This is a genomic window from Serratia sp. BNK-10 (genome assembly GCF_047456065.1).
In the GTDB taxonomy this organism is placed as follows: domain Bacteria; phylum Pseudomonadota; class Gammaproteobacteria; order Enterobacterales; family Enterobacteriaceae; genus Serratia; species Serratia ureilytica.
Map to the genome: position 1 here is coordinate 886144 of NZ_CP179894.1, position 14274 is coordinate 900417.

Here is a 14274-nt window from a genome sequence, read left to right on the forward strand (position 1 = left end):
CTCCTCCGCGCATCGGTGAAAAGCCAGCGGCCGCCTGGTTCGCTCACAACGGCCGCCCCGGCGTTAACGCCGGGGCGGCACGGTTGCGGATGGCTTTTTTCCCTTCCGACGCAGTTTGCTGTGGGCGGAATTACTCTTTTTGCGCCATCACCTTCGCCCGGAACGCCGGACCGGCCACGGCGGCGCGCTCATCGCGGGCCAGCCAGCGGTAGGCGGTCGCGCCGAGGAAGACGCCGATAAACCAGCTGAAGTTGGCCACTTGGTGCAGAGCCGGAATAAAGCTGATGATCAGGCCAATGGCCACCGACGGCAGCAGCGCGGCAATGGCTTTCGGGTTAAAACCGTTGCGGTACCAGTATTTGCCTTTCGGGGTGTCATCAAACAGATCGTCCACGGATACCTGGCCGCGTTTGATCAGATAAAAATCGGCGATCAGGATGCCGAACAACGGGCCAATAAAGGCGCCCAGCACGTCGAGGGTGTAGTGGATAAGCTCCGGCGAATTAAACAAATTCCACGGCGTCAGCAGAATCGACCCAACGGCGGCAATCATCCCGCCGGTGCGGAAGCTGATTTTCTGCGGCGAACAGTTCGAAAAGTCAAAGGCTGGCGAGACGAAGTTGGCCACGATATTGATGCCAATGGTGGCGGTGATCATCGTCAGCAGGCCAATGGCGACCGCCAGATCGTTTCCAATGCGGCTGACGGTTTCAATCGGGTCGGTGATCATGTGGCCAAACAGCGATTGTGTGCCGGAAACAATCACTACGGTGACGATGGAGAACAGCAGGAAGTTGAACGGCAGGCCCCAGCGGTTGCCGCGGCGGATCTCGCCCATGTTTTTGCCGTAGCGGGAGAAATCGCCGAAGTTGAGCAGCGGCCCGGAAAAGTAGGAGACCACCAGCGCGGTGGCGGTGATCATTTGCCAGGTCTGCTCCCCGGCGGTCAGCGATTTGCTGGCTAGGGTAAAGGAAATCCCGTCAAAACCGGTTTTGTATACAATCCAGCCCGCCAGCGCCAGCATCACCACGTAGACTGCCGGCCCGGCGATATCGATGAAGCGCTTAATGGCGTTCATGCCGTGCCAAAAGACCATCGCCTGCAGCAGCCACATGGTGGCGAAGCATAGCCAGCCCAGGAGCGACAGGCCGAGGAAGCCGGTTCCGGTGAGCGTGGACAGCGACGGCCAGAACTTGAGCAGCACCAGCATCAGGGCGTTGGCCGCAAGGTAGGTCTGGATCCCATACCAGGCGAAAGCGATAAGCCCGCGGATCACCGCCGGGATATTGGCGCCAAAGACGCCAAATGCCTGGCGGCAGATGACCGCATAGGGCACGCCGGCCATTTGGCTTGGCTTCGCCACCAGGTTGGCGCACAGCTGTACGATGCAAATGCCGATCAGCAGGCAGAGCAGCACCTGCCAACTGGCCAACCCGAGCGTGAAAAAGCTCGCCGCGACCACATAGCCCCCCATGCTGTGCACGTCCGACATCCAGAATGAAAAAATGTTGTACCAGCTCCAGTTTTGGTCGCGCGTCGGCGCGAGATCTTCATTACATAGTCGCGGGCTGTAGCCGGCGGTCGCGTCTTTGGCCGAAACCTGATGCATGTGTGTTGAATGTGGCATGAAACCTGCTCCTCTTGTTATGTGGATTGCTGAGGCTATTGCAGGATTCAGGCCACAATGGCTGATTTTGCATACAGAAACCGAGCGTTATGTATACGATTTTGCTATCGATAGGTGAAACCGGAGTGGGTGAATGAATACTGAACATTGTCTCCAGGCCGCGCCAGCGCTGCAGGACAAAGATGAAACCATTTATCAGGCGTTGATGACGGCGATTGTCGAGCATCAGCTGCCGCCGGGCAGCAAATTGCCGGAGGAGGCGTTGTCCGACGTGTTTGCCGTGAGCCGCACCGGCATCCGTAAGGTGCTGCAACGACTCGCCGCTGTGCAAATGGTTAGCCTGAAGCCCAAACGTGGTGCATATGTCGCCAGCCCGACGGTGGAAGAGGCGCAGGCTATCTTCCGCACGCGCGCGCTGCTGGAGGTCGCCAACCTTCCCGATATTATCGCCCGCTGTCGAGCGCCCCATCTGGCGGCACTGGAGCGCATTATTCAGCTGGAACAGCAGGTGCATGAGGCTTACGACGGCCCGGCGGCGATTCGCTATTCCGCCGATTTTCATATTCAGCTGCAGGCGATCTCGGGCAATTCGGTTATCACCGACATGGTGACGCGTCTTTGCCAGCGTTCTTCCCTGGTCATCGCCACCTGGGGCGCGCCGTGGCGGCAGGGGTGCCGTTGCGACGATCATCAGCAGTTGGTCGGTTTGTTGCGGGATAAAGCGCTGCAGCCTCTGAGCGACGCCCTGATGCGCCATTTTGATCATATTGTCGCCAGCCTGCGCTTTGAGCGCGATGGCGTCAGCCTGCCCGATTTTTCCCGGCTGTTCGCCGGTTACAAGGAGCCGTGATGTCTTCTATTTGCATACAGGTTATCAACCCCAATACCAGTCAGGCGATGACCGACACCATCGCCGCCGCCGCGCGCACCGCTGCCGCGCCGGGCACCGAGATCCTGGCGGTGTGCCCGCGCGACGGGGTGCCGTCCATTGAAGGGCACTTTGACGAAGCCATCGCGGCGATCGGCGTGCTGGAACAGGTGAGGGCGGGGCGACGGCAGGGCGTTGACGGTCATGTGATCGCCTGTTTCGGCGATCCGGGATTGCTGGCCGCGCGCGAGCTGGCGCAGGGGCCGGTGATCGGCATTGCGGAAGCGGCGATGCATATGGCGTCGATGGTGGCGACCCGTTTCTCTATCGTCACCACGTTACCGCGCACGCTGATTATCGCCCGCCACCTGCTGCATCAGTACGGTTTTCATCAGCATTGCGCGGCGCTGCATGCCATTGACTTGCCGGTGCTGGCGCTGGAGGACGGCAGCGGGCTGGCGCAGGAGAAAGTGCGCGAGCGCTGCATCCGCGCTCTGAAAGAGGATGGCTGCGGGGCGATTGTGCTCGGCTGCGGCGGAATGGCGACGCTGGCGCAGGAACTGACCCGCGAGCTGCGGGCGCCGGTGATTGATGGCGTCAGCGCGGCGGTAAAAATGGTGGAGTCGCTGGTGGCGTTGGGGTTATCGACCAGCAAACAAGGGGACTTGGCCTATCCCGAAACCAAAGCGTTAAGCGGTCAATTTCAGTCGTTAAATCTATTTTAAAGGGATGAAGAATGGTCATTGTCGATGAGAATTACCCCCGTGACCTGCGAGGCTACGCCGGAGATCCGCCGCACGCGCGCTGGCCGGGCAACGCGCGGATTGCCGTGCAGTTTGTGCTCAATTACGAGGAGGGTGCGGAGAATCATGTGCTGCATGGCGATGCGGGATCGGAACAGTTTCTCTCCGATATTATCGGCGCCGCCAGCTATCCGGCGCGCCATATGTCGATGGATTCGCTGTACGAATACGGCAGCCGGGCGGGCTTTTGGCGGATCCACCGCGAGTTCAGCCGGCGTGGCCTGCCGTTGACGGTCTTCGGCGTGGCGATGGCGCTGGCGCGCCAGCCGGAGATTGTCGCGGCGATCAAAGCGGCGAAATACGATGTGGTCAGCCATGGTTGGCGCTGGATCCATTATCAACATATGGATATCGCTGAGGAGCGTGAGCATATGCAAAAAGCGGTGCAAGTGCTGGCCGACCTGTTCGGCAAAGCGCCTACCGGCTGGTATACCGGGCGCGACAGCCCCAACACTCGGCAACTGGTCGTGGAGCAGGGCGGTTTTGATTATGACAGCGATTATTACGGCGATGATTTGCCGTTCTGGAGCGAAGTGGCGTGCGGCGACGGCAGCCGTCGGCCGCACCTGATCGTTCCTTACACGCTGGACGCCAACGACATGCGTTTCGCCACCGCTCAGGGGTTTAATACCGCCGAGCAATTTTACACCTATCTGAAAGACAGCTTCGACGTGCTGTACGCTGAGGGCGAGGAGGCGCCGAAGATGATGTCGGTGGGGATGCACTGTCGTCTGCTGGGCAGGCCGGGGCGTTTTCGCGCGCTGCAGCGTTTTCTCGATTATATCCAGCAACACGAACGGGTGTGGGTCTGTACGCGGCAGCAGATAGCGGACCACTGGCGCGAGACCCATCCGTACCCGGGAACATGACGCATGCCTGGCGGCGCTGTGTCGGTTCCACTGCGCAGCGTGTTTTCATATGGCCAATAACGCTGCCGCTCAGCTCGCTCCAGTGCTTTGATGGATCGACAGAGCGGCCGTAGGGCAAACGACCCGCCGCCAATTGAACCTTCGTTTATTTTGCCGCGTTACAATAGGTGAAAATTTCCCCATGGAGCCTATCGTGCGCAAATCCAGATTCTTTCTCGTGACCTTGCTGTGCCTGTGCGGCGCCGCCGTGCTGTACGTCATGGCTTACCGGGCATTGGGGCATTACCTCAGCGACGGGGAGAAGGCCTACCCGGACATCACCGTTGAAATCCGCTGAGGGCCGTGCGCCGCCGCGGTGATTGCGCCGATTTTTTCGCACTGATTTACCCGCCATTTACCCGCCGTCGGCAATGATGACGCTGCGTCTCCACACTGTGTGATTCTCTTGGGCGGAATGCGGTTATGTCACTGCAACAGGTATCGAATGTTTCTTTGAGCAATAACGGCTTAAAAGGCATCGGTTACAAACATTACGCGTTGGCGATCGTGGCGTTTTCGGCGATCGTGCGGTTTATTTCCTTAACGGATCGGTATTTTTGGTGCGACGAGGCCTCCAGCGTGCTGACCAGCCGCTATGATGTGGGCGCTTTGCTGTACCATGCTTCCTTCGATGTTCACCCGCCGCTTTATTACCTGCTGCTGCATGGCTGGATGGTGCTGTTTGGCGACGGCATTATGGCGGCCCGCGCGCTGAGCCTGGTGTTCGGCGTGATGACGGTGGCGCTGGCGATGCGTTTTACCCGTTGGTTGGCCAACGAGCGGGCGGCGCTGACCGCGGGATGGCTGATGGCGATCATGCCGATGGCGGTGCGTTACAGCCAGGAGGCGCGCATGTATGCGCTGATGGGGCTGTTGGCGATCGCCGCCGCCATGGCGCTGGCGAAGTGGCTGAAAACGCCGGATAACCGCCGCTATCTGGCGCTGTATGCGCTGTTGATGACGCTGAGCTTTTATACTCACTACTTCACGATTTTCACGCTGATCGCGCACTGGCTGGTGGTGTTGGCACTGTCGTGCCGCCGCGAAGGCGAGTGTTACATCAGGCAGCCGGCGTGGTGGGTGGCCAATGCGGCGATTGGAGTGGCCTATATTCCCTGGCTGCTGGTGCTGCTCAATCTGCTGGCGCATATTGCCGAACTGCGGGTCGGCGGCGACGTCGGTTGGATCCCTCAGGTTGCCTGGGGCGATCTGCCGGCGATGTATTGGCGTTTTCTCACCGGGCATGATGGCAGCAACTATCCCACGATCATTCTCTGGCTGCTGCCGGCGATGTTTGTCGCCTTATGTTCACTGCTGCTGTGGCGGCGCCAGATGCCGAGAAAATATGCGCTGCTGCTGCTCGGCGGCATGCTGATCCCGGTGACGTTGGTATTCGCCATTTCCTGGCGTTCGCCGCTGTTTGTCGATCGCTACCTTTATTCCGCCGCGCTCGGCATTCCGCTGGTATTGGGCGTGCTGATCGCCGGTACGAAAAGCCGGGTGCGCGGGATCTCTTTGCTGCTGTTCTTCAGCCTGCTGTTCGGCTGCGGCGTGCGCAACGACTATCCGGTCGAGAAAGATGAATTCAAGGTGATGGTGCACTACATCAACAGTAACTATCAGCCCAACGATGCGGTGGTGGTCAGCAACATGTTCAACTACCTGAGCTATGTGTATTACAACAAGAAGGGCTATCGCGCCTTGCTGTATACCCCCGCCAGGCCCAACGGCATTTCGGGCAAGCCCAATGCCTATGGTTTCGGCACTTTTTTCCACGATCGGGCGGCGCAGACCTACGTCGATAACCTCAGCGCGTTAGCGAAAGGCCATCGCCGGGTCTGGCTGGTCAGCGGCGGGGATTTCAATCAGGACTTTGGCCGTTCGCCGCCGGGGTGGGTCAATACCGGCACCTTCAAAAGCGGCGGTTTCGAGTCGAGGCTATTCGTGGTGCGCGACGCCAGATAGCCGGATAAATGCCCCAAATCTCGGAAGCCCCCACACACCGAAACTTTTTCACCGCTACCGGTGTGTGGGAGGCGCTTAGAGGCCGACAATCCGGGCGGGAACGCCCACTGCCGTGGCCGATGGCGGAATGTCCTTGAGCACAACGGCGCCGGCGGCAACACAGCAACTGTCGCCGATTCGCACATTACCCAATATTTTGGCTCCGGCGCCGATAACGACGCTATTACCCACCTTGGGATGGCGATCGCCGCCGGCTTTTCCTGTTCCTCCCAGCGTCACCGAATGCAGCAGGGAGACGTTGTCGCCCACCGTTGCCGTTTCACCGATGACAATCGCGTGAGCATGGTCGAGCATGATGCCTTTGCCCAGCTTGGCGGCCGGATGGATATCGATACAGAAGAGTTCTGATACCCGACTTTGGATGTGATAGGCCATTTCACGTTGCTGATGCCGATACAGCGCATGTGAGATGCGATAGGCTTGCAATGCGATAAACCCCTTGAAGAAAAAAAATATCTGTACCGTACTGTGGCAGGCGGGATCGCGTTCGTAAACCGCGCGCATGTCCGCCAGCGCGGCGTCGACAATGTCGGGCGCACGTTGCAGCGTTTGTTCAACAACGTTTCTCAGGCTCGTCGCATCGATATCGTCATTGGCCAGTTTCAAGGCCAGGCGGTTTGCGAGCGCCTCGTTGAAGGTGGCATGCTGCAATACTCCTTGCTGCAGGAGTTTGCTCATCGCCCCTTCTCTTTCGGCCAAGGCTTTTGCCTCTTGCCGGAGCTGTACCCAAAAGGGGTCGGAGACCGTCAGGTTCGGGAAAATGGCATAGTTCATCAATCGCATCTTTTTTCCTCGTCGCGTTATAGCGATAAAACGCCCGGCAAACGCCGGGCGTTTTTCATCAGTTTACCGTGGGCAGCCCCATGCACTCCGCCAGGTCATCAAGGGCCTGATACAGGGCATCGATATCAGCCGTCGTGTTGTATAGATAGGCGGATGCTCGCAGGATCTCTCCACCGGCCAGGGTGCTAACGAAAGGTTGCGCGCACAGATAACCGCTGCGGCACATGATGCCGTAGGCGTCGCTGAGCAAGCGGGCGATTTCTCCGACCGAAACGCAGTCCGAGAACTTGAAGGCGCCTATGGCATGGCGGTTTTCACCGTCGGCGGGGCCGATAAGTTTGAGGTAAGGGCGAGAGGCCGCCCCGGAAAGCAGCGCGTTGACCAAACCTTTGTCGTGTTCACGCCGCGCCGTCTCATCGAAGCCGGCTAACAGACGAAAAGTCGCGCCGGCGCCGATGACGGAAGCAATCGCCGGCGTGCCGGCCTCGAGATGATAGGGCGCCCGACGATTGACCTGGCCATCGGCATCCACCCAGTCAACCGTACCGCCACCGAATTGCAGCGGTTTAAGTGCATCGAGGCGATGTTGGTTCGCGTACAAAAAGCCCAACCCGGTTGGGCCCAGCATTTTGTGTGCGGAGAAGGCGACAAAGTCGGCGCCCAGCGTGTGGAGGTTGAGACGGCCGTGCGGGAGAGACTGTGCGGCGTCCAGCACAATAACGGCATCGCTTTGTGTGCGGATCATCGCGATCATCTGCTCAATGGGATGCACAACGCCGGTGACATTGGAGCAGTGCGTCAGGGCGACCACTTTCGGCCGTTGCGCGAGCAGCGTCTGGAAATGATCCAAATCGATCCTGCCCTGATCATCGGTTTGGATGAACCTCAGGGTGGCTACTTGTCGCCAAGGCAATAGTTGGGAATGATGTGAATCGACACCAGCGATAACCAGATCCGATTTTCTCAGCGCCAATCCTTGCGCCACGATGTTCAGCGCATGGGTCGTATTGTGGGTAAACACGACTTCGTTAGCCTGTGCGCTGACGTAGTCCGCTACTGCGAGGCGCGCGGCTTCATAGGCATTGGAGGCTTCATCGGAGAGACGGTGTTTGCCGCGATGGATATTGGCGCCGTTCTGGCTGTAATACTCCGTTACGGCGTCAATCATGACGCGCGGCTTTAGGGTAGTCGCGGCGCTGTCGAGATAGTTGAGAGGCCGTCCGTCTATTTCCTGCATCAGCGCAGGGAACTGACTGCGGTCAATAAAATGATTCGTCATGGATGAGATGCCCCGTTATATCTTGAAATGCAGGATTGGAATTTTCCGCTGCGTTCGCAAGCGATGTAATCCACGGCTTCGAAAATGATGTCGCGGGTTTGGCAAAGTGCGCTGATGCGCTGTTGCAATGCGAGTAGCTCAGACGATGATGCTTGATTGAGGATATAGCGAAAACGAAGATTCCCGAGCTCGTCTTGTTCCAACTTATATAAATCGATCGCTGGGCAATCGGCCACCGCCAGATCGACCTCGGCAGGCGTCACTATCGCCCCGTTTTTACCGATGACGTTGTGGGTGGCGCGCCCTTCGATGTTGACCACCGGCAAAGTGGCGCCACAGGTGCAGGGTTCCGACGATAGACGGTACAGGTCGCCGGTGGCGTAACGAATGCGCGGTAGCAAGCTGTCATCAATGGTGGAAATGACCAACTCGCCGACTTCATCCAAGGCCGATTCCTGCTCCCCGCTTAAAAACTCCAGGAAAAAATCTTGGTTGTTGATGTGCAAACAACCGTGGTGGCATTCGAAACCGAGGTAACCCAGTTCCGACATGCCCAGCATGTTGCCGATTGGCGTTTCGTCACCGAAGAAGCGCCGAATTTGACGTCGTGCAACCTGCGTCAAATGGGTATAGCCACAAACGATATGCAGCTTGTTGGTGGTGACGATAGTGCGTCCCAACTTGTCGGCCTCTCGAGTTAAAAAAGCTAAATGCGTCGGGTCCACCACCAAAATTTCCGGATCGTAGGCGGCGATTTCGTCCAGCGCCTGCTTGATCATCCTGGCGGGGGTCGCCAATAAGTCGTGAGCGACAGGCAAGACCAGCGTGCCGTCGGCCAGCGTGCGTTCCGCCATGGTTGTCAGGCCGATGCCGCACTCTACGTCAGAGCAGTTAGGTGGGGCATAGCGGCAAATGCGCGGCCGGGCACCAGGGCGCCACAGTGCGTTGAAGTTTGCATTGACGCCCATACTGGTGGCCTGTCGTCGCGCCAGGTCATAGGAAAGGATCGCGCTGTTCAAACGCTCTCCTGAGGTCCCAGAACTTTGAAAGCGCATCACATGCGGCCCGGTCAGTGTAAATCCGGCAGCTAGCACCCCTGACGGATAGTTGCGTCGATAGTGCATTTTGCGTGTGACGGGGATGCGTTTAAAGTCCGCCAGGGTTTTAATGTCGTCGGGCCGTAGGCCCGACGCTGCCATGTGAGCTTTAAAAAATTTCACATTTTCATAAGCGTACGCCACTTCACGACGTACATCTTTAAATGAACCTGATTCGCTCATGTCATTGCCACCATGATGTTGCGCGGCGGCGTAAATGGTCGCCGGCCGTGGGAAATGGTTTCGTTATCCAAAATCAGAATGTCGCCCTGTTCCCAGTCGAACAGGATTTCTTCTTGTTGATAGGCTTGTCGAATCAGCGTCAGGTCGGTTGACGGGATAGGACTGCCGTCGCCAAACAGGGCATTGCGCGGCAGCTCATGCTCGGCGAATTCGCGTCTTAACTCACGTTCCGCCTCCACCGGCAGATTGCTGATATGGAACAGATGCGCCTGATTAAACCAGATCCCCGCCCCCGTTCGCGGGTGGGCAAGGGTCGCCTGACAAATTTGGCGTGTGCGCAGGCGTCCTTCCCCCAACCATTGGCATTGGATGTCGTTCGCTTGGCAATACGCCTCAACCTCCGCCTGATTTTCCGTTTGGAATACCTGCTGCCAGCTGAGATCCAAACCTTGTCCAAAATTGCGCACGTACATCACGCCATGGGCTTCAAAACGCGCGCGCAGGTCTTCCGGCAGGCGTTCATAGACCCCCTGACTGTCGGCAAGCGGAGTCTGCCCTTGATCGCCTGGTTTGACGGCGCAGTGGAAGAACAGCCGCTTGGGCCAACTGCGGGTGTAGGACATCTCATTGTGTTGGGGAATATGCTGGTCGGCCGGATACTCGGTCGAGGTGTATATCCCTTCGCTGATATTGCTGCGCGGCGTAGAGCGGTGGGTGTATCCCAACAATGCGCCTGCCGACGTTTGCACAAAGGCGCGAAAAGCCGCGACATCCGCGACCTTGAAGCCACGCAGCAAAACGGCGCCAGATTCGGCTAACAGACTGGCGATATAATCCCAGCTGTTTTGCCCCCACTCAGGGGCGGATAGGTTGGCTAGCGCCGGGCGCAGCATGACACCTTTAGCGCCGGCATGGGTCAGTGGTGACGCGGTGACCAGACTGGTGACGGATACGCCTTGGCTCTGGCGCCGTCGGGCGAATAAACCGCTTGCTGTTTCGTTCATTTTGCCAGTTCCTGAGAGTGTCGTTGTTCATCAATGTTGCGGCTGAGGCCGGCTACGGTCGCATCCATAAAAACGCTGCGCAGATTGAACGGAATATCGAAGGTGGAACGGATTTGAGCGACCAACTTTGTGGCGATTAGCGAATGCCCACCGATATCAAAGAAGTCGTCGTGTATGCCTACACGGTTGGCCAGCAGCAACTCCTGGAAAATGGCCGCGACACTTTTTTCCGTTTCGCTTTGCGGCGCGACATAGTCATCGGCGTTGGCGGCGATAAGCGTATCCGGCGCCGGTAGCATGCGGTGATCGACTTTGCCGTTGTGGTTTAACGGGAAGCGGGAGAGCGACACGATTTGAGAGGGGATCATGAAATCCGGCAGGTAAGCGGCGAGATGCTCACGCAGCCAATCGGCATTGCCGTTGTCGCCGCTTTGCAGAACCACGTAAGCCAACAGATGTGCACTGCCGGATTCGCCTTGTTCAACGACGCAGCTGTCCAAAACCTCCGCATGTTTGCGCAGCGTGCTTTCTATTTCGGCCGGTTCTACCCGGAATCCGCGGATTTTCAACTGACGGTCGATACGGCCAAGAAACTCCAGGCTGCCATCGGGAAGCCTGCGAACTTTATCCCCTGAACGGTAAAGCCGGGCATTGGATCGCGGGCTCCAGGGATCGGCGATAAAGCGGGGACGCTGATCTTCAGCGCTTTGCACATAGCCGCAAGCGACCGTCTCGCCGCCAATATATAACTCACCCGCGACGCCCACGGGAAGCAATGCACCATGCGGGTCGACGACATAGCAGCGGGCATGCGGCAAGGGGGTACCGAGGGGAACGGTGGAAGCCAGCCTGGCGTATTTATCCGACGCTACCTGCTGCGCAATTGCGCCCACGCAGGTTTCGGTTGGCCCATAATGATTGTAGATGCGACAACCGTTCGCAAAATCGTTGAACAGGCGCCACATCCCCCAACTTAACACCTCACCCCCCAGCAATAAGGCCTTGCCAGGCATCAGGCGCGCCGGCGCGTCCGCCAGCGCGAATAAAGATGCCATATGAGAAGGGGTCAATTTGAGGACGTCATACTCGCTTTGCTCCATATAGCGAATTTGCTCCTGAATATCCTCGGCGTGCGTGAAAGGTGAGATGTCGATGCAGCCACCGGTGACCAGTGCGGGGAACAGGGTGGTATTACCCAAGTCGGTGGTGATGGGGCCAATGGAGAGATAGGTGAGCGCTGCGCCCAGTTCCGCACGCTCAATAATGCCGGACACATAGTTCTGCAATTGATGATGAGCGATCTTGACGCCTTTCGGCTCTCCGGTAGAGCCGGAGGTGTAGAGCACATAAGCGAGGCTGTCGGCAGACGCGGTGAATGGCAGCGCGGAGTCATCCAGCACGCTAATGTCATTCCACTGCTCATCCAGCGCCATCACGGGGAGGGTGAGCTGCGCCTGGCGGTGTTGCGCTTGAGCGACAAGCATCAGTGCCGGCCTGGTTTGCTTCAGGATGATCTCCACCCGCTGCTGGGGCAGTTGAGGGTCGAGAGGGACATAACAGGCTCCGGCTTTGTGGATGGCGATGATAGCCGCCAGCGCCAGATCGCTGCGCTCAAGCATCAGGCCGACCGCTGCGCCCTGTTCCACCCCATTGTTCAGCAAATGGCGAGCCAACTGATTGGTGAAGGCATCCAGCTCGGCATAGCGCCAAATTCGCGAGTTGTACTTTAACGCCGGCGCATCGGGAGTCTGCGACGCCTGGCGGCTGAAAGTATGGTACCAACAACCGAGGGCCGGCGATGACGACAACGCGTTATGGGTGTTTTCAATCAGAATGCGTGTTTCATCGTCAGTCATAAGCGGAAAGCGATCGAGCATGGCCTGTGGTGTCTTGAGCAGCGCCTGCAGCGTGGCGCGGAACGCCTGCTCAATCGTTGCGATCCCTGCCGTATCGAAGACGCCTTGCTGTATCTGCAACACAAGGTGGAGGCGTTCACCGGCATTCACCTGCAGAGATAATCTGCAGTGTTCCGGTACAGGGATGGCGGTACGGTTTTCCCAATGTAGCAGGGGTGTTTCGATTGCCGACGCCGCATTGAAGAATTGATAGCCGATCTCGCTGGCTGAATGAACATCACCCGGCTGGCGGCCGTCTTGCTGCTCGCTCAGTCGCAGTGCTTGCTGACAATGTTCAGCGAACTGCAGCAACGTCATGTCAGCGTTGGGCTGCGCGATCGTATGCACTGCATATTCGAACCGACCCAGAGCCTGTTGAAGTTCCGCAAAAGGGCGGCCGGCCAGGTTCGTGCTGAGCACAAAGCGGTCGGGATATTCCGCTATGCGCCATAACGCAGCACTCCAACAAGCGTAAAGCAGAGCGCGCAGAGACAAGGCGTTTTCTGTTGCCAGCGCTTGTAGCTGAGATTGTGTTTCCATCGTCAGCGTTATGGGGCGGCATTGCCAATCCTGGCTGTCGGACTTGAATTCGAGAGGCAGACGCAAAGAAGGGATGGGCTCGACATGAGTAACGGTAGTTTGCGGGGGGAAATCCTCGCGCTGCCATTGGGCAAAGTCGACGTATTGTACAATGGGGGACGACGTACCAGCCTCACCGGCATAGAGGCGACTCAGCGCCACCATCATCGCGTCGGCGGAGGCATAGTCCAGGCTGGCGGTGGGCAGTGAAATCACCAGCGTATGCCGGTCGGCTGTTATGCGGTAAAGCGCGGCTTTGAGAGGCCGTTCTCTGGCCGTGAGACTTGCGCATGCCGATGCCGCTTCTTCCTCGTTGAACGGGTTAACGTCCGAAGGCTCACCGTCAGCCATAATCAGCTCGGGCTGATAGGGATCATTGATGACCATCAGCACATCGCTGTTTTCTCCCAATACGTTTCTGAACGACGTTCGCAAAATCTCATGTTCATTAATCAGCGTGGACAAGGCCGCGATTAAACGGTTGGGGTCCAAAGCTCCTGACAGAGAATACGTTGCGCTGAAATATTGCGGGCTATTTCGGGTAGTTTGCTTAATCAGCTGTTGCTGCTGAAAAGACAGGGGAAACCCTTCCCAGTTATTCTCTGGTAATGCCATGTTTTCTGCAGTTTTCATGTTTTTTATTACCCGTTAATGGTTTTGTTCCAAATGGACAAGTGTTTTTCACCCAGATATTCCGCGACTAACTCCCAAAACATGCCGTATTCCGCCGGCAGATTTAGGCAGGTGTGATATTTCTGCGTAGGGGTGTGCGCCAATACGTCCGCCAGCTTTAAAGCTAACAATGCTTGGAAATGACTTACTGAAACGTTGAGCGTTTGGCCGTTCCTGCGATCCTTCAAACAAGGTTGCCCTTCCGGTTTGAGGATATTACGGAAACTTTTACTCAATGATTCGTAACTCATGACGGAGAAGTGATAAACCAGCTGCTCGGCGTTTTCACCGATACTGGCTCTGACAATTTCCCTTTGAGATGACGGAATGTCACCAATCTCATCGGTATGTAATCCCTGTGTGCCATATGCACCGTGAAATAATCCGGATAAGCATATCGTCTCGTCACATTCCATTTCCCTGAGAAGATGGTGTGTTCGTATTAAATGATTCATTAGTGGCTCATCTAAATGAGCCACTTTATGTGCGCCCAACTTCACCAGCTGCGGCTGGTATTGCGCGATAAGCTTGGCATCTGCATCCATCATTTT

General features: G+C 57.5%; 10 protein-coding genes and 2 pseudogenes. 5 read left to right on the top strand and 7 right to left on the bottom strand.

Annotated features, from left to right (window positions below):
* Positions 1-130 precede the first annotated feature (130 nt).
* A complete protein-coding gene (locus ACMGG9_RS04300; RefSeq protein ID WP_042783826.1) occupies positions 131-1627 on the bottom strand; it encodes an NCS1 family nucleobase:cation symporter-1 in 1497 nt (498 codons plus the stop codon).
* Positions 1628-1760: 133 nt separating this feature from the next.
* On the opposite strand from ACMGG9_RS04300, the gene ACMGG9_RS04305 reads away from it, so the two are divergent.
* From ACMGG9_RS04305 to ACMGG9_RS04325, 5 genes and pseudogenes are all read left to right on the top strand, one after another.
* The gene (locus ACMGG9_RS04305; protein WP_033651130.1) at positions 1761-2477 is read left to right on the top strand and encodes a GntR family transcriptional regulator; all 717 of its coding nucleotides are present in this window, start codon (positions 1761-1763) and stop codon (positions 2475-2477) included.
* Positions 2477-3344: pseudogene (locus tag ACMGG9_RS04310) on the top strand (aspartate/glutamate racemase family protein); the annotation flags it as partial. The gene ACMGG9_RS04305 and the pseudogene ACMGG9_RS04310, both read left to right, overlap by 1 nt.
* Positions 3313-4167, top strand: a pseudogene (gene puuE, locus ACMGG9_RS04315) (allantoinase PuuE); the annotation flags it as partial. The pseudogenes ACMGG9_RS04310 and puuE, both read left to right, overlap by 32 nt.
* A 193-nt stretch (positions 4168-4360) precedes the next feature.
* Positions 4361-4504: a hypothetical protein gene (locus ACMGG9_RS04320; RefSeq protein WP_162837200.1), complete on the top strand. Its 144-nt coding sequence runs from the start codon at positions 4361-4363 to the stop codon at positions 4502-4504.
* 125 nt (positions 4505-4629) lie between these two features.
* Positions 4630-6171, top strand: coding sequence for a glycosyltransferase family 39 protein (locus ACMGG9_RS04325; protein WP_033651133.1), 1542 nt, complete (start codon positions 4630-4632; stop codon positions 6169-6171).
* Between the two features lie 75 nt (positions 6172-6246).
* Here ACMGG9_RS04325 and cysE read toward each other — a convergent pair whose 3' ends face one another.
* From cysE to ACMGG9_RS04355, 6 genes are read right to left on the bottom strand one after another with little or no spacing between them, the layout of a single operon-like run.
* Positions 6247-7014 carry a serine O-acetyltransferase gene (gene cysE, locus ACMGG9_RS04330; protein WP_049866655.1) on the bottom strand — a complete coding sequence of 256 codons (768 nt, stop codon included), beginning with the start codon at positions 7012-7014 and terminating at the stop codon, positions 6247-6249.
* A gap of 58 nt (positions 7015-7072) precedes the next feature.
* A complete protein-coding gene (locus ACMGG9_RS04335; protein ID WP_042783829.1) occupies positions 7073-8293 on the bottom strand; it encodes an aminotransferase class V-fold PLP-dependent enzyme in 1221 nt (406 codons plus the stop codon).
* Positions 8290-9573 (bottom strand): phenylacetate--CoA ligase family protein, encoded by a 1284-nt coding sequence (locus ACMGG9_RS04340; RefSeq protein WP_042783830.1) that lies wholly within the window; start codon positions 9571-9573, stop codon positions 8290-8292. The genes ACMGG9_RS04335 and ACMGG9_RS04340 overlap by 4 nt, the downstream gene beginning before the upstream one ends.
* Positions 9570-10577, bottom strand: a complete 1008-nt coding sequence (locus ACMGG9_RS04345) for a TauD/TfdA family dioxygenase (protein ID WP_042783831.1) — start codon at positions 10575-10577, stop codon at positions 9570-9572. Before ACMGG9_RS04345 ends, ACMGG9_RS04340 begins: the two co-directional genes overlap by 4 nt.
* Positions 10574-13684: a non-ribosomal peptide synthetase gene (locus ACMGG9_RS04350; protein WP_414161936.1), complete on the bottom strand. Its 3111-nt coding sequence runs from the start codon at positions 13682-13684 to the stop codon at positions 10574-10576. Before ACMGG9_RS04350 ends, ACMGG9_RS04345 begins: the two co-directional genes overlap by 4 nt.
* 8 nt (positions 13685-13692) lie before the next feature.
* Positions 13693-14271, bottom strand: coding sequence for a DUF6817 domain-containing protein (locus tag ACMGG9_RS04355; RefSeq protein WP_049866656.1), 579 nt, complete (start codon positions 14269-14271; stop codon positions 13693-13695).
* Positions 14272-14274: the final 3 nt, after the last annotated feature.